Origin of the sequence: Nitrosomonas oligotropha, assembly GCF_009833085.1 — a bacterium.
In the GTDB taxonomy this organism is placed as follows: Bacteria; Pseudomonadota; Gammaproteobacteria; order Burkholderiales; family Nitrosomonadaceae; genus Nitrosomonas; species Nitrosomonas oligotropha.
In genome coordinates this window covers 108,908-125,737 of the sequence record NZ_QRBZ01000003.1, presented here as the reverse complement: position 1 = coordinate 125,737, position 16,830 = coordinate 108,908, and the positions used below count along the sequence as shown (strand labels likewise).

Here is a 16,830-nt window from a genome sequence, read left to right as displayed (position 1 = left end):
TCAATGGCCACAAACAGATACTCGCCAGGTTCATTGGCGGATTGCCCTTTCAATAGAGGGAGCCGTTTGGTATCGAAGTGAACGAGTTCGCCCGGATAAGATTTGTTATAGCGCTTGGCTTCACCCTTGAGCCGTTCCTGGCTTGCTCGACCTTGGCCAGGCGCTTAAGACCTTACTGCAACGTCTTGAATCGCTGGTTGGTACTGTTACGCGGCGTAAATTCCTAGAGTCTCGCGCGTTTCAGTATGTCATAAATCGTTGGACGGCTGACGTGGAAGCGTTCCGCCAACTGCACTACCTTCCACAGCCGGGTTTGATAAAGCCGCCAGATTTCCTGGCGATCCAACAAGGTCAATCAGGTACGTTTGTGTATATTCATTTACAGTATTCTCTCAAATACAAATACTGTAAACAATGCTAAAAATTCTTACACTTATATCGTAAAGCTTGTATCTGGACATTTGCTGTGCCTATGTGCTAGTGATGCTCACACTGCGTCGATGGCGGAGCAAAGAAATGTGTAGTTGCCAGATTTCAGATGGAGAAAATAGCTCTGATTGTGAACAATTGCTCGTTGGTATGGTATGCATTCCAATTTCGTACGCCGGTATTACAAATCCAAAGTAAAGAATAGTCGAAAAATAACCGTTATTCACAGCTTTCACCGAAACCTATTGTAGTGGAATTAAATACTGGCGACAAATCTAACCATTGATCGATAAAAATGCACCGCATGAAAAAAATTATTTTACTTTTGCTCGCTTCATTAATCGTTTATGCCGCTTTTTTTACTGAAAAAGACAGATTGGATAGGGAAGTAAAGCGGCTTTGTGCAATTGATGGCGGAATCAGGGTGTATGAGACGGTGAAATTGCCGGCGGAGAGATTTGATCAGTATGGGCAGATACGGGTACCGGTTAAATGGTTGGCTGAACCTGGAGATGAGTATTACTACAAAGGCTCTACAAGTTATTTAATCAAGGGAAATCCGGAGTTGCTGCAATTACGCACTTGGATATATCACAAATCAGATAATAGATTGCTTGGAGAAAGCACAGTTTATATGAGACGTGGTGGTGGTATACCGGGCCCTTGGCACATGCCCGCATTTATATGCCCTCAAGAAACGGATGTAGATATGAAAAAGCGAATATTTATTATGGAGTGAGAAAAAATCTTGAATCAACAAGCTGAATATTCTAAACAAGCAGAGTTAGCTTTAGCAGCATACGGAGATTTTGTCACACAGGAGCCAGCTAGACAAAAATTAATAGCCGCAGAATTTTCTGAGATTCAAGCTGATGCTTTCATTCTGAAATATCGCATAGTAGAGCAATACACCGATATCACCGGTCTCTCGGCAACGGTGCTTGCTGATGCTGATAACAAATTTTTTCTTGCTATTCGTGGCATTGAAGCTTCTGATCCAATGGATTTATTGACGGATCTGATTGATATCACATGGCTAGGTAGTACAGCACTACAACCGCAATATATCAGTCTCCGGAGCAAGGTTGTCGAGTGGCTTGGAAACGGAACACTCCCGCAAAACTTCACCGTGACTGGCCACAGTTTGGGTGGATTCTTGGCCGCAGGGCTTGTTGCAGAACCTGTTTTGGCTGATCACATTTCGCATGCTTATCTGTTTAATAGTCCTGGGGTCGGTGGCCACTCCGGTCCTTTTGCTATGTTTCATGCGATTTTGGATTTTCTCGGAGTTGCATCCGCATACGATCAGTCCAAAATCAGCAATATCGAAGCTGTAACGGGTGTCAAGCCAATTGCTGGATTAGGTTTTGATGTTGCTCCTCCAATTGATATCGTCATTGAAGACCAAATGGCTTCAGATATAAGCAACCCTCCCGGTGCACGTAATCACAGTCAGCAAGTATTGACCGATACTTTAGCCATCTATTCAGTTTACTCACAATTAGCGCCTGGCTTGAGTCAGGAGCAGCTCAACAAGCTATTCGATGCTTTTGGTTCGACTAAAGATATCATCGGGGCATCGAACAGTAAAATGCTTGAATCCGCCCTTGATGCTTTGCGTGTCATTCTTCAGGATCCCGCAGCTGGTGAGATTGCGCTTAGTGAAGATCAGAAGACGGAAACGGGCAATCGCGACAAGTTTTATGAAAATCTCTATGCATTACAAAAGAGTGACCAATTTAAGGAATTGGCAGGCAAAATTCAGTTGACGCTGCTATCCGAATTATCCCCCAGCGCTATCATCAGCAAAATCGAAAGCACCAACCAGGAAGGTTTGGCAACTCGCTTTGCACTGATTGCACTTAATCCTTTTATTCTGGAAGGAGAGCGCGTTGATTATGGCGCTTTCAACGCAAACGGTGCATTGGATCTCTTTAACCCGGATAGCGGTACGGGCACGCTGACTTCAGCATACCTCGTTGATCGTATGACGATGCTGATACGAAAAAATTGGTTCAATATCGAAGATAAAAACCCTCTGGATTCTACCACCGCATTTAGTTCAAGCAATCATAGCTATCAAAACATCAATGATTATTTTGAAGATGTAACTTCGGGATACAAGATTTCGCAAGGCGAATTATCCGGTAATACACCGCGTTATTTCTTTGGCGGCGAGCGCGCGGATAATCCTGCCGCTTCCGCTGTTGAGGATCATTTATATGGCGGCGGCGGGGACGACACGTTGAAAGGCCTTGAAGGTAACGACTATCTGGAGGGCGGTGCGGGTTCGGATACATATATTGTCAACCCCGGCGACGGCACCGACACTGTGCTTGATATCGATGGGATTGGGGCAATTCAATTCGGTGCTGTGATTGCGCAAGGTAGAAGCGGTGTGACTGACGGCAAGGATTGGATAAAAATCGGTGATACCTGGATGGATCAAAAGAACGATTTAGTCTATCTCCGCGCTGCTCAAGATAATGGCACCTATGATTTGTTCGTCAGTTTTGTCGGATCCTCCGGCAGTGCCAGGGTACGGATAAAAAATTGGAGTGATGGCAAATTGGGTATCACTCTCGGGGATAATGCCCCTGTCGACGCGCCTGTCTTGGATCGAATTATCGTAGGTGATTTGAAACCCGAGAAGCCGATTGATTACGATGAGTTCGACAACATTGTCGTCGGTACTGAAGAAGCGCCGGATCGTGAAGATTTCTTGTATGGCAGTGCCGAGAATGATCATATTCGAAGTCTCGGTGGTAATGATGAGGTTGAAGGCAAGGACGGTAAGGATCGCATCGAAGGTGGTGCTGGCGAGGATATTCTATCCGGCGGCGCAGGAGACGATGTGATACTGGGTGGTACCGATAGTGACATCATCCGGGGACAGATAAACAACGATAGGCTTTACGCAGAAACCGAATATACCTTGGATGCAGCTTATACGCTGAGCAATACTCAAAAGGGAAGTGGTGAAAGAGGTGATCTGCTTGATGGAAGTGTCGGTAACGATACGCTTATTGGTAATGCGGGTGATGACATTCTGATGGGCGGTACAGGTAAAGATATTTTGATAGGTTTGGGTGGAAACGACACAATTGAGGGAGATCGCGATGCGGGAATAGTCGATCGTGATTGGAAAGTTAAGCATGCATCGGATACTAAAGATAACGTTACTACGTATAACCGGAATTATAATTTTAACGTGTCACCCGCTGAGGTTGCCATGGTGGCGGGCGGTGATGACGTTATCGCAAGCGGTACTGGTAAAGACTGGATCTATGCGGGAGGCGGTAACGATTCAATCGATGGCGGTGCCGATAGCGATGTGATTTTTGGCGACGCGGGTAACGATACCATCCTTGGACAAGATGGTGATGATGTGATGCAAGGAGATAATCATCAGTCAAGATTGGATGCATCCTTGCATGGTAACGATTATTTAAGTGGTGGAAATGGCAATGACTCGCTGACTGGCAGCGGAGGTTCCGACTATCTTGCAGGTGATGCAGGCCAGGATGTGTTGGTCGGCGATGATAGTGGGATTCCGTTGCCCTATCAAGGTGATGATTTTTTGGATGGAGGCGCAGGTGCCGATCGGCTATTTGGCGGCGGCGGTAAAGATACACTTATCGGTGGGGCCGGTAATGATGAGCTATATGGTGGAGCGGGTGATGACACCTATATTGACGTAGAAGAAGGCGATCTCATCAACGACTTGGAAGGCAACAATACCATCATGCTAGCCGATGCCGGCAGTACCGGTATGCCTGCAAGCGCATTGGCTAAATCGAGTGGTGAAGTACAAGGTTCTTTGGCAGGCTCCAGTGCTTTACCATCGAATACACCATTGGGCGTGACATGGCTAAGTGATTCCAGTGTTTTACGCATCTCGCTGGGAAATGGCGGAGTACTTGATTTGCAAGATGCGCTTTATGGTATGGCTGCGCAAATCCAGTTTGATCATGGCAACAACTCAGTGAACTTGGAAACCTGGATCAGCGAAAATTTGCATGAAGCAGCCGTTTTGAATTTGTCATCCATCGAAGGTGACTCAGAACAGCCGATCATGCAAGCTTATGGCGGTGCGGGTGCTGATTTTATCCAGGGTGGAATCCATAACGATACCCTAAAAGGTTATGGCGGTAACGACTATCTTCTGGGTGGTTCGGGTGACGATCTGATTACCGGTGGAATTGGTAATGATGCGCTATTCGGACAAATTGGCAATGATACATTGCAAGGTGGTAGCGGCGCCGATCGCTATACGGGAGGAGGAGGTGCCGATATTTATATCTTCGAGCGTGGAGACGGCGCCGATACGATTACTACAGCGGATAGTGAAGATTCTGTTGGCGACGAAGTTCAACTAGGCGCTGGTATCGCCGCTGATGCTCTGCGCTTTTTTGCTTTGGCCGATGGCAGCCTGCTGATGCGTATTGAAGGTACGCAAGACAGCATCTTTTTTGAGAACTGGTTTACCCAAGGACCGAATATTACGGCATTACGTTTCAATGATAATTCATTGATGAATGCCAGCGAGATGACCGCGCTCGCTGCGAGCATTCTTGGTGGAACATCGGATGAAGATACATTAGTGGGAACCATCGCTGATGACCGCATGGAAGGTAATGCAGGCGATGACACACTCGACGGCGGCGCAGGAAATGATGTATTGACCGGTGGCGATGGTACCGACACCTATCTTTTCGGCTGGTTGTCGTCAGGAAACGATGTGGCTATAGAAATCGCAGATGGGATGAGTATTATTGCACTGACCGCGGGCGCGACACTGGCCGATCTACAGCACGAACGAGTAGGTGACGATTTGATTCTGACATTACATGGCAGCGGTGCGGCGTTGACGTTGAAGGATTATTTTGTGTCGCCACATGTATGGACGATTCACGAGGAAAGCGGTGTAACCGTTAATGTCGCTGATTGGCTCACTGTATCCGAGCCGGATACCAATATTACTAAGTTGCAAGCGGATTTTTTGGATGCAGCACGTGCGCAATGGGCGAATGATTTGCTCAGCAACCGCTACGGCATAAATTTTGGTTCTTACACGAGGATAGACGATACAACCTATCGTGCTGAATCGGTGACTGCTTTTGAAACTGAGATTGTGCTGCAACATTTTGCACTGACGGATACTGTCGCAGATACTACTGTAATCCACCGGCAATCCGCCAGTTCCGATGATTCCAGTGTCACTGTCGATCTGATCGATACTCCGCTTCTTGATAGCCCAGTGGTGAATCCATCGTCAGAGCGGCAATTTATTCCGATTGCCGAATGGATTCAGCGGCTAAAAGAGTTGGGTTCGATAGGCATGAGCACTGCGGGTATGGTACCTGTCTACGATAACGGTGCGATTGTCGGTTTTATAACCGGTGGTCAAACTTCAACATTACCGGAACCTGATGGACTCCAGGACTACTGGCAAACCACTACGACCGTCAATACTCAAGTTGAACGCATTCAAGGTGGCGGTAGCGATAATGTGATCGAAGGTTATAAATACGGTAACGGTTATCGCTATAACAATGGGCACGGGCAAAGCGACATTGCTTCTGTGAGTGAAATCTCGATGATTGACGGTGGCGGCGGGGACGATACGCTGTTTGCATCCGGCAAAATTGCGCTGAATAATGAAATGTATTACTTCACCGACATCGCGCCAAATATCGGTGGATTTCTTTATGGAAATACCGGTAATGATTCGCTGTACGGTAACTATGCCCGAGATACCTTGGTGGGCGGCGATGGTAATGACTTTCTGGACGGTAAGTTTAGCCAGGACACTTATGTCATGTTTGCTGGAGAATCGGGTCTTGACACGGTTTGGGACACGGGAACGCAAATGTGGCTGATCGGGAGTGACGAAGACAAAAGCGTTCACTCTCATTTGAATTATGTACTAGAGCCGAAGCCTGTTGCACAAGACATTTTACGCTTGGTTGGTATCGATCCTGACGATATGGCCATTGTTTGGGGGCAGCGTGCGGTCGAAGGGGTGCGTGCTGTCCGGTGTGAAGAAGATGATCCACATGAGATCGAAGTCCTTTACAGCCAAACCATGCACGCCACGATAACCTTATCATGGGTGGGTGGGGGTGTTGAAATCGTATTGCCGAATTCGACCGATCTGACCGGGATGGGATTAGAACGTATCCAGTTTGGTGATGGGACAGTACTGACAATGGCCGAACTGATTGCGCTAGCTGACTCCATGCCGATGCTTAATCCGCAAGAATTGAGTAACCACATCGTTGGAAAGAACGAGAATGATGTAATTTATGGTGAAGAAGGCAACGATACGTTGGCGGGCGGCGATGGCGATGATTACCTGAGCGGCGGCGCAGGCAACGATATCCTGATGGGCGATGCTGGAAGTGACACTTATTTCTTCGGCAAAGGTTCCGGTCAAGATACGATTAATAATTTTGATACGACCTCCGGGAAGATCGATACGGTACTGTTTGACTATGGGATTGCGTCTGATCAAGTGCGTGTCAATCGTTCCGGCAATGACTTGATACTTACCCTGATGGGCACCATGGACGTCCTTACTATCCATAATTATCTGGAAAATGACGGTATTAATCCATTCTCGGTTGAACAAATCCAATTTAATGAAGATGGCGTCATTTGGGATCTGCCGTCGATTAAAACAAAACTGGAAAGTAACCGAGCGCCCGAGTTATCGGTTGCACTTACGGATCAGAAAGCAACTAAAGGAAATGTCTTCAATTACAGCATGGATCCGAACGCATTTACCGATCCGGATGATGGCGATATGCTTGCCTTCGTTGTGGCTGGCTGATGGCAGTCCTTTGCCGTCCTGGCTCAGTTTTGATCCGGAAACGCTTACTTTCAGCGGTATGCCCGATTTCACCGGGATATTGAGCGTACAGGTGACAGCAAAAGACACCGGTAATTTGATCGTTTCGGATACTTTTAATATCGATGTCAGTGATTTAGGTATGACGAGTACTGGCACATCGGGTGCCGATACGTTAACTGGCGGTACCGGTAACGATATACTTAACGGATTAGGCGGTAACGATGTCTTAAATGGCAATGCCGGTAATGATCGTCTGAATGGTGGTGCGGGTAACGATATCATGATGGGTGGAACGGGTGATGATGTTTATACAGTCAATAGTGCGCTGGATATCGTTATCGAAAGCCTTGATGAAGGCACCGACACCATTCGTTCTCCGGTTTCTTACACGCTGGGCGCCAATGTTGAAAATCTCCATCTTATCGGTACCAGTGTAACCGGCGGAACGGGGAATGCATTGGATAATGATTTGACTGGAAATAGCGCCAGCAATACGCTCACCGGACTGTCGGGCAATGACAAATTGGATGGCAAAGAAGGCCCCGATGCGCTAATCGGTGGCAGCGGCAATGATATGTATGCGGTCGATAACATTGGTGATTCGGTCATCGAGTTAAGTGCTGAGGGAATCGATAAAGTCAGATCGAGTATCAGTTTCACATTAGGTGCGAATGTTGAAGACCTTGTCCTGATCGGTAGTGCAACGATTAATGGAACGGGTAATGAAATGAACAATGTTTTGACCGGCAATAGTGCTGGCAACACATTGCAAGGTGAAACCGGTAATGATCGTCTCAACGGTAAGGAAGGCACCGATATCCTAATCGGTGGAAGCGGTAATGATGTTTATATCTTTGGACGGAATTATGGCATGGATACCTTGATCGAAAATGACTTTGCGCCGGGCAATGTTGATACCGTGCGATTTCTCCCCGGTATTAGCGTGGATCAGATATGGTTTCAGCGAGCAGGTAATAATTTGGAGGCGAGTGTTATAGGGACAACGGATAAAGTAGTGATCAATGATTGGTACCTCGGATCCGCTAATCACATCGAACGGTTTAAAACCTCCGATGGTTTGATGTTACGAGACCGTCAAGTGGATGATCTGGTCAATGCGATGGCAGATTTTTCTTTACCTGACCTGGGAGAAACCATTCTGCCGCCCGATTATGCATCGATTCTAAGTTCTACCATTACATCGCACTGGGGTTAATGTCCCCAGCTCCATTCTATTCAAGAAATGTTTTTCACATTTTTCAAACACAAATCCCAATAAGGCATTCCCTCAAACCGCTTAACCAGAAAATCGACAAATGCCCGGACGCGTTGCGAGAGATGGCGGGTTTGCGGATAGATGGCGTACGCGGCAAGCTGCGAGTAGCGATATTCGGTCAATAGCGGCACCAATGTGCCGCGCTCGATTTCCCGGTATACGATAAAGGTTGGCATCAGCACGATGCCTAAGCCGTCGACGGCGGCATCGCGAAGAAATTCGCCATTGCTGGCTTTCAAGTAAGGCGTGATGCGGGTTTTGATCAATTCTCCTGCGGCATCGTATACATTCCAGTTGTCAATGTTGCTGATCAAGTTGTACACCAGACAGCGGTGTTTAATGAGTGCTTCCGGCGATTCCGGTTCGCCCATGTGTTCAAGATAAGCCGGGCTTGCGCACATAACGGCTTGAATGGGAGCCAAGCGGCGTGCGATCAGGCTGGAGTCGGGCAAGCTGGCAATGCGAATGGCGAGGTCAAAACCATCGGCCAGTAAATCCACTTGGCGGTCGTTAAAATCCAGATCGAATTCGATTTCGGGGTGGGTTTGCAAGAATTCGTTGATGGCGGGTCCCAGGTGCATCAAACCAAAACTCAGCGGTACAGCTACTTTCAAGCTACCTTTTAGTGCACCATGAAATTGCGAGGTGGCGTGTTCGGCTTCGAGGATATCGGCCAGAATGCGCACCGATTGCTGATAAAAAGCGCGCCCGCTATCGGTCAGATTCATTTGCCGGGTGGTGCGGTGAAACAATTCCACACCGAGGTGCTCTTCCAATTCCTTCAAACGGCGGCTAACCACCGATTTTGCCACATCCATGCGATCGGCAGCGGCGCTGATGCCGCCCGCTTCGACGACGCGCACGAAGGCGTTCATATTCTCATATCGATCCATCGGAATGTCTCATTGTTGTTTAAAATGGAACAATTATTTCTTATTATGGTTATTTATTCTTATTATAACAACGATGATAATGCTCCCTGTCAAACGATTACAACGATGAATCACAACAAAGGAGAAAATCATGGACACAACAGTGAATTCTGTACGAATAATCCCGGCAGTGGCCGTGCCGGAAGGCGCCGGTGTAACCGTATACCGCACGATTGGATCCCCGGTGTTGCGCGATTACGATCCGTTTTTGCTGTTGGATCACATCAGCAGCGATAAACCGGAAGATTATCAGGCGGGCTTTCCGTATCATCCGCACCGCGGATTTACCACGTTTACCTATATGATCGACGGCCATATGGAGCATCAGGATAACATGGGTAATAGCGGTGATCTGGGGCCCGGTTCCGCGCAATGGATGAAAGCCGCCAGCGGCATTATTCATTCGGAAATGCCAAAGCAGAAGAATGGCTTGATGCGCGGATTCCAACTGTGGATCAACCTGCCCGCAACGCATAAGATGGATCACCCGGAATATCAGGAATATCCTGCGGAAGCTTTTCCTGTGGTGAAAGCGCAGGATTACACGGTGAAAGTTTTAATCGGTCGCTTTGCCGATACGAATGCGCCGATTACGGATGATCTGACCGGGGTGTCTTATTATGATGTGCAGGTGCAACCCGGTAAACATTTTCAGAACCGCCTTCCGGCCGGGAATAATAACTTTCTCTATGTTTTTGAGGGCGATGGGCAATTGGGCGAGCAGCGTGTGCCGCTGCATTCGTGGGCGCCACTGGGTGCGGACGATGGTTCATTTGATTTTGTTGCCGGGAAAAAGGGCGCGCGTCTGCTGGCTGTCAGCGGCAGACCGATTGGTGAACCGGTGGTGCGGTATGGTCCGTTTGTCATGAATACCCGGGAACAAATCGATCAAGCGATGCAAGATTTTCAGTCCAATAATTTTGTACGTGATCGCGCATGGATTAAACGTAATCAATAACACTTTTAAGGAGATCATCATGGAAAAAATCAGTCAATTTGTAGCACGTGTGTTTCTGGGGCAAATTTTCTTGCTGTCCGGCTTTTTCAAAATCACCGGCTATGAAGGCACGCAGGGTTATATGGAAGCGATGGGTGTGCCGGGCATGCTGCTGCCGCTGGTGATAGCGCTTGAAATTGGGGGCGGTCTGGCGGTTGTGGCGGGATGGCAAACACGATGGGTATCGATTGCGCTGGCTGCATTCACGCTAGCAGCTGCGGCGATTTTTCACAGCAACTTATCGGATCAGATGCAAATGATCATGTTCCTGAAGAATATCGCGATAACCGGCGGATTCATACTGTTGGCGGTGCATGGTGCGGGCGGTTATAGTTTGGACGGGCGGCGCGCGCAGTAAGCAGCTATCGATTATCTTTTTTGCATGGGAACCCGGCTGCTGGCGGCCGGGGTTTGTCTATTCGATCGAGTTATGGCTTGTATCGGGCAGCGTAACAGAATACACTTGGTTGCAATTTTTAGCGTTTTAGCCGGGTTCTGGCGATAGCATTTTCTACTGTAGAATTTCTCGCATGGAAGCAAAATTACATCATAAACGCCCCAAACATCTGAATCTGTTCAAGATCAAGCAACCGCTACCGGCGGTGGTTTCCATTCTGCATCGAATCAGCGGTGCGTTGCTGTTCTTCCCCGGCATTCCCTTGCTGCTATGTGGTTTGCAGATGCTATTGCAATCGCCGCAAAGCTTTGAAGTTGTGCAGGACTATCTGCGCAATCCGGTGATTAAACTTACGCTGTTGCTTCCCTTGTGGTTTTTTCTGCATCATCTGTGCGCCGGTATCCGCCATGTCTTGCTGGATCTGCAAATCGGCATTCAATTGGCGCAAGCGCGTACTAGCAGCAAGCTGGTGCTGGCGACCGGATTTTTGTTGACGGCATTGATCGGGTGGCAGCTATGGTGAGGCCATCGAGACTGGCCGTGACGGGCGCGCACTATGGCCTGAAGGACTGGCTGGCGCAACGTGTGACAGCCGTGCTGATGGTGATTTATCTCATCGCGCTGACAGCAGTTTTGCTGATTGCCACACCGCAGGATTATGCCGCCTGGAAAGCTGTATTCAGCCATGCAGGATTGCGCATCGCCACCTTGGTATTTTTCATTTGTCTGTTCTGGCATGCCTGGATTGGCATGCGCAATATTCTGATGGACTACGTGCATGCCACGGCGATCCGCCTGTCTGTGCAAATTGCCGTCATCACTGCTTTGCTGTTTTATCTGATATGGGCTACGGAAATATTGTGGAGTTGATGTGGCAATAACCAAAAGAAAATTTGATGTGGTCATCGTGGGTGCGGGCGGCGCCGGAATGCGCGCGGCATTGCAGTTATCCGAAGCCGGATTGAAAGTGGCGGTGCTATCCAAGGTGTTCCCCACCCGTTCGCATACCGTTTCGGCGCAAGGCGGAATTGCCGCGGCGCTGGGAAATGTGACGGAAGACCATTGGCATTGGCACATGTACGATACCGTCAAAGGTTCCGATTACTTGGGCGATCAGGATGCCATCGAATTCATGTGCCGCCAGGCCAATGAAGTTGTATATGAACTGGAACATTTCGGCATGCCGTTCGACCGGCTGGAAAACGGCAAGATTTATCAACGCCCGTTCGGCGGACAATCGCAGAATTTCGGTGGCGCGCAGGCAACGCGTTCCTGTGCAGCGGCGGATCGTACCGGCCATGCATTGTTACACACGCTCTATCAACGCAATGTCAGCGCCAATACGCAGTTTTTTGTCGAATGGATGGCGCTGGATCTGATTCGCGACGAACAGGGCGATGTGCTTGGCGTCACCGCGCTGGAAATGGAAACCGGCGAAGTTTCGATCCTGCAAGCCCGGGCTACTTTGTTTGCCACCGGCGGTGGCGGGCGGATTTTTCAAGCCAGCACCAACGCTTTGATCAATACCGGCGATGGTTTAGGGATGGCGGCGCGCGCCGGAATTCCGCTGGAAGACATGGAATTCTGGCAATTCCACCCGACCGGTGTTTATGGTGTGGGTGTTTTGATCAGCGAGGCCGTGCGCGGGGAAGGCGGTTATTTGCTGAACAAGGAAGGCGAGCGTTTCATGGAACGGTATGCCCCTCATGCCAAGGATCTAGCCAGCCGCGACGTGGTGTCGCGCGCCATGACGACGGAAATGAAGGACGGGCGTGGTTGTGGCGCAGAAAGCGATCATTTGTTGTTGAAATTGGATCATCTGGGCGCGGAAATCATCAAAACCCGCTTGCCCGGTATCCGTGAACTGGCGATGAAATTTGCGCATGTCGACCCGATCAACGAACCGATTCCGGTGGTGCCGACCGCGCACTACATGATGGGCGGCATACCGACCAATTATTTCGGACAAGTGGTGGCGCCGTATAAAACCGGACCGGAAGAAGTCGTATCGGGGTTTTACGCCGTCGGCGAGTGTGCTTGTGTATCGGTGCACGGCGCCAACCGCTTGGGCACCAATTCGCTGCTTGATCTGGTCGTATTTGGCCGCGCCGCGGCCAATCAAATTATTGAAGATTTGAAAATCCATCCGCACCACAAACCATTGCCGGAGAATGCCGCGGATAGGACCTTGAACCGCCTGACGCGCCTGGAGAATCAGAAAGACGGCGAAAATGTCGCACAAGTGCATGCCGCGCTTGCAAAGACAATGCAAACCTACTGCGGTGTCTTTCGTTTTGAAGACATGCTGCAAAAGGGCGTGGAAAAAATTCTGGAAGTCGGTCAGCGCGTGGGACAAACGGAAATTAAGGACAAAAGCGCAGTGTTTAATACCGCGCGGATCGAAGCGCTGGAATTGGATAATCTGAAAGAAGTCGCGATTGCCACCATGATTTCCGCCGAAGCCCGGCGCGAAAGCCGCGGCGCACACGCCCGCGACGATTTTCCCGGACGCGATGACGTTAAATGGTTAAAACATACGTTGTTTTTCAGCGAAGACAACCGGTTGGATTACAAACCGGTGCGGCTGAAGCCGATCACGGTCGAATCTTTCCCGCCGAAAGCCAGAACTTATTGAATTTAACCACACTGCATTACCTTATTGTGCGATTAGTGCACTGGGATGCTGAATCAACATGGTGTAATGATCTTTGTTGCGTGCCACCCAGCCGCGGACTTCCAGCGGTTTCCCCACGTAAGTTACAAGCTCTGGAAATAACCTGAGATTACTGTTGGCGACGCGGATATCGATTTTGTCGTTAAAAAGCAGGCGGGTAAATTTACGGCTTTTTCTGATCGCCACCGGGGTTCCGGTAAATCGCTGCCAGCCCTTGGTGTGATTGGCGATTTCGCTGATGGGCCGGGATTGGTATTCCGGCATGGACCATATGCCGAGCTTTTGTTTCTCAGCGTATTGCTGTGCTTGGATCAATTTGTCGCTATAGCGGCCGTTGGGCGGGATGATGCTGATCGCAGCCAGACCGCTTTCCAGTAAAGCCAGGTTCACGTGCTTGCCATTCGGCAAAAATACATGCGCCAGCAGACGCTTGTACTTATCGCGCTTCACTTGATCAAATTCCAGATAAACCTGATTGTCCCGCAACTGATTTTGCAGCCATTTTTTTGCGGCAACTCCCCCCGGTTCTTCGCTGCGGTGACGGCTTTCGATTTCCGGCGTGTTGACTCCCAGCAGACGGACTTGTTTCCTGCCTTCCAGGATGATCGTGTCGCCATCGTAGACCCGGGCGACTTGATGCAGTTGGCGGCTGGGCTGCCCCCGGTTGGGCATTGGCCGCAGGGGTATCGGAATAAGTGACACGTCCTTGCGCATCGACACTGCGGTAAATCCCGCTTGCCGGTGCTGCGGTTGCAGCGAGACTGAAAAGCAGAAAAAGCAGGCGGACCGGTTTGCTGCGGAACATGGGTTATTTAGGCTGAATACGATTTAGGTATCTGGATCATCAGGTAAAAACTGTGTTGTGTTTTCTTTATCTCAGTAGCAGGAGTTTTGTACTTCATGCGATCCACTAACGGATAGAATTTCAAAAAACATAAAAAATCGCCTGGCGAAATCTAATATAGCGCAATATTCTTGAGGAAAGTGGATTAAAATTGCCCCTTATAAAATTAAGTGAAAATTTAACCGATGCATTCTGGATTATTTCAGCGCCAACAGTAGATTCAATCATCGCAATAACGGCCACTTCCGGATTTCCCCTTGTTTATTTAACTGTGCAGCATGACATCTGAAAATTTAATTGAAATCAGCGGATTGAATTTTTCCTACGATACGCGCGCGATTCTGAAAGGCATCGATATGACGATGCAACGCGGAAAAGTGATCGCCATTATGGGCGGCAGCGGATCGGGAAAAACCACGCTGCTTCGCTTGATTGGCGGCACAATCCAGCCGACTTCGGGTTATGTGAAATTTGCCGGAAAAGTCGTGCATGAGCTGGATCGCGACGCCTTGTTCAAACTGCGCCGTAAGATGGGCATGTTGTTCCAGTTTGGTGCGTTATTTACTGATTTGTCGGTGTTTGACAATGTCGCGTTTCAGATGCGCGAGCATACCAATTTGCCGGAATCGATGATTCGTGACCTGGTGCTGATGAAACTGCACGCCGTGGGTTTGCGCGGCGCGCAACATTTGATGCCGAATGAATTGTCCGGCGGTATGGCGCGTCGCGTTGCGTTGGCACGTTCCATCGCATTGGATCCGATGTTGATTATGTACGATGAACCGTTCACCGGATTGGATCCGATTTCGCTGAGCGTGATCGGCAATCTGATCCGCCGTTTGACGGATGCGCTCGGTATGACTTCGATTGTGGTCACGCATGATGTGCAGGAATCGCTGAAAATTGTTGATTATGTTTACTTTATTGCGGATGGTGTAATCGCCGCCGAAGGTACGCCGAAAGAAGTGCGCGAATCCGTTGCGCCGTTTGTGCATCAGTTTGTGCATGGTGAAGAGGATGGTCCGGTGCCGTTCCATTATCCGGCGCAATCCTACCGTAAGGATTTGAATCTGGAGAATGCTCTTGCCTAGCCGACTCATATCCGGTATTCGACATATCGGCCATCGCGTGATTGAAGGTGTGTGGCGGTTGGGCATCGCCAGCCGCTTTTTCATCCTGGTACTGTTAAAATCCGGCACCAGCTTGCGCCGTTTCAATCTCGTCATACGGGAACTGTATTTCACCGGTGTCTTGTCACTGATCATCATTGTCGTGTCAGGACTCTTTGTCGGCATGGTGCTCGGGTTGCAAGGCTATGAAACGTTACAAAAATACGGTTCGGAATCCGCAGTCGGCACGTTGGTGGCATTGTCGCTGGTGCGCGAATTGGGTCCGGTCGTGGCTGCATTGTTGTTTGCCAGCCGCGCAGGTTCCGCGATCACCGCAGAAATCGGTTTGATGAAAGCGACCGAGCAACTGGCGGCGATGGGCATGATGGCGGTTGATCCGATTGCGCGTGTGGTAGCGCCGCGCTTCTGGTCCGGTGTGATTTCGATGCCGTTTCTGGCGGCCATTTTTTCCGTTATGGGTGTTTTTGGCGGCTATCTCGTGACCGTGGTCTTCATCGGCGTGGATGAAGGTTCTTATTGGTCGCAAATGCAAAGTGCGGTGGATTTCCGCTTTGATATCATGAACGGTTTTATTAAGAGTTGCTGTTTTGGCGTGGTGGTAACGGCCATCGCGGTTTTTGAAGGTTACGATGCACCGCCGACGGCGGAAGGCGTATCGGGCGCGACAACGCGCACCGTGGTTACGTCGTCATTGGTAATTCTGGGATTGGATTTTATTTTGACCGCTTTCATGTTTAGAGGAGTGAGTTAATGCAGCGGACAACGATGGATTTGTGGGTGGGATTGTTTGTGGTCATGGGCGTCATCGCGCTGATGATCCTGAGTCTTAAAGTGGGCAATCTCAATGTGTATAATCCTTCTCAAAGCTATGTCATTAGCGGAAATTTTGAAAATATCGGCGGCCTGAAAGTGCGCGCGCCGGTGAAGAGCGCCGGCGTTGTGGTCGGACGCGTCACGGATATTCAATTCAGCACGCAAACGTACGATGCAGTGGTTACCATGAGCATGGATAGCCGGTTTCTATTTCCTAAAGATACATTTGCCAGTATTTTGACTTCGGGGCTGCTGGGTGAACAGTACATAGGATTGGCCGCGGGCGGGGACGAGGCCATGTTGAAAGATGGCGATAAAATCATGAAAACCAATTCAGCTATGGTGCTGGAAGAACTGATCGGACGTTTTTTATTCAATAAAGCGTCGGAAGACGATTCTTTGTGATTTCAATGGATATTTGTTAATTTTGCGGTTGTTGGTTTAGTATTGTAACTATGACTAAAAATTTTGGTGAGGGCATG

Annotated in this window: 15 protein-coding genes; 11 read left to right on the top strand and 4 right to left on the bottom strand. The window is 49.2% G+C overall.

From position 1 onward, the window contains the following. Window positions 1-223: 223 nt before the first annotated feature. Entirely contained in the window at window positions 224-355 is a 132-nt protein-coding gene (locus ABD07_RS14745; protein ID WP_205010644.1) for a helix-turn-helix domain-containing protein, read from the bottom strand. A 378-nt stretch (window positions 356-733) separates the two neighbouring features. Here ABD07_RS14745 and ABD07_RS01735 point away from each other — a divergent pair, with 378 nt between their 5' ends. The 3 genes from ABD07_RS01735 to ABD07_RS01725 are packed head-to-tail and all read left to right on the top strand — an operon-like array spanning window position 734 to window position 8,501. Next, window positions 734-1,168, top strand: a complete 435-nt coding sequence (locus tag ABD07_RS01735) for a hypothetical protein (RefSeq protein ID WP_108698891.1) — start codon at window positions 734-736, stop codon at window positions 1,166-1,168. Between the two features lie 9 nt (window positions 1,169-1,177). Beyond that, entirely contained in the window at window positions 1,178-7,264 is a 6,087-nt protein-coding gene (locus ABD07_RS01730; protein WP_160816852.1) for a calcium-binding protein, read from the top strand. Then, on the top strand, window positions 7,182-8,501 hold the full coding sequence (locus ABD07_RS01725) for a putative Ig domain-containing protein (protein ID WP_160816851.1): 1,320 nt from the start codon (window positions 7,182-7,184) through the stop codon (window positions 8,499-8,501). The genes ABD07_RS01730 and ABD07_RS01725 overlap by 83 nt, the downstream gene beginning before the upstream one ends. A 20-nt stretch (window positions 8,502-8,521) precedes the next feature. Here the strand turns inward: ABD07_RS01725 and ABD07_RS01720 are convergent, their stop codons facing one another. Continuing rightward, window positions 8,522-9,454, bottom strand: coding sequence for a LysR family transcriptional regulator (locus ABD07_RS01720; protein WP_160816850.1), 933 nt, complete (start codon window positions 9,452-9,454; stop codon window positions 8,522-8,524). A 130-nt stretch (window positions 9,455-9,584) separates the two neighbouring features. Here ABD07_RS01720 and ABD07_RS01715 point away from each other — a divergent pair, with 130 nt between their 5' ends. The 5 genes from ABD07_RS01715 (at window position 9,585) to sdhA (ending at window position 13,522) form a co-directional block, all read left to right on the top strand. After that, a complete protein-coding gene (locus ABD07_RS01715) occupies window positions 9,585-10,451 on the top strand; it encodes a pirin family protein (protein WP_160816849.1) in 867 nt (288 codons plus the stop codon). Window positions 10,452-10,470: 19 nt separating this feature from the next. Continuing rightward, on the top strand, window positions 10,471-10,848 hold the full coding sequence (locus ABD07_RS01710) for a DoxX family protein (RefSeq protein ID WP_160816848.1): 378 nt from the start codon (window positions 10,471-10,473) through the stop codon (window positions 10,846-10,848). A gap of 172 nt (window positions 10,849-11,020) precedes the next feature. Continuing rightward, entirely contained in the window at window positions 11,021-11,410 is a 390-nt protein-coding gene (sdhC, locus tag ABD07_RS01705; RefSeq protein WP_160816847.1) for a succinate dehydrogenase, cytochrome b556 subunit, read from the top strand. Beyond that, a complete protein-coding gene (gene sdhD, locus ABD07_RS01700) occupies window positions 11,404-11,757 on the top strand; it encodes a succinate dehydrogenase, hydrophobic membrane anchor protein (RefSeq protein WP_160816846.1) in 354 nt (117 codons plus the stop codon). Before sdhC ends, sdhD begins: the two co-directional genes overlap by 7 nt. A gap of 1 nt (window position 11,758) precedes the next feature. Further along, a complete protein-coding gene (gene sdhA, locus ABD07_RS01695; RefSeq protein WP_160816845.1) occupies window positions 11,759-13,522 on the top strand; it encodes a succinate dehydrogenase flavoprotein subunit in 1,764 nt (587 codons plus the stop codon). Between the two features lie 21 nt (window positions 13,523-13,543). Here the strand turns inward: sdhA and ABD07_RS01690 are convergent, their stop codons facing one another. Both ABD07_RS01690 and ABD07_RS14895 read right to left on the bottom strand, forming a co-directional pair. Next, on the bottom strand, window positions 13,544-14,113 hold the full coding sequence (locus tag ABD07_RS01690) for a thermonuclease family protein (RefSeq protein WP_338040447.1): 570 nt from the start codon (window positions 14,111-14,113) through the stop codon (window positions 13,544-13,546). Next, window positions 14,016-14,366: a DUF4124 domain-containing protein gene (locus ABD07_RS14895; RefSeq protein WP_240142366.1), complete on the bottom strand. Its 351-nt coding sequence runs from the start codon at window positions 14,364-14,366 to the stop codon at window positions 14,016-14,018. The genes ABD07_RS01690 and ABD07_RS14895 overlap by 98 nt, the downstream gene beginning before the upstream one ends. A gap of 317 nt (window positions 14,367-14,683) precedes the next feature. Here ABD07_RS14895 and ABD07_RS01685 point away from each other — a divergent pair, with 317 nt between their 5' ends. Genes ABD07_RS01685 through mlaD form a run of 3 tightly spaced genes read left to right on the top strand, consistent with a single transcriptional unit; the run spans window position 14,684 to window position 16,753 of the window. Further along, window positions 14,684-15,496 (top strand): ABC transporter ATP-binding protein, encoded by an 813-nt coding sequence (locus tag ABD07_RS01685; RefSeq protein WP_160816844.1) that lies wholly within the window; start codon window positions 14,684-14,686, stop codon window positions 15,494-15,496. After that, window positions 15,489-16,286 (top strand): lipid asymmetry maintenance ABC transporter permease subunit MlaE, encoded by a 798-nt coding sequence (gene mlaE / locus ABD07_RS01680; protein ID WP_160816843.1) that lies wholly within the window; start codon window positions 15,489-15,491, stop codon window positions 16,284-16,286. Before ABD07_RS01685 ends, mlaE begins: the two co-directional genes overlap by 8 nt. After that, window positions 16,286-16,753, top strand: coding sequence for an outer membrane lipid asymmetry maintenance protein MlaD (gene mlaD / locus ABD07_RS01675; RefSeq protein WP_160816842.1), 468 nt, complete (start codon window positions 16,286-16,288; stop codon window positions 16,751-16,753). The genes mlaE and mlaD overlap by 1 nt, the downstream gene beginning before the upstream one ends. Window positions 16,754-16,830 lie beyond the last annotated feature (77 nt).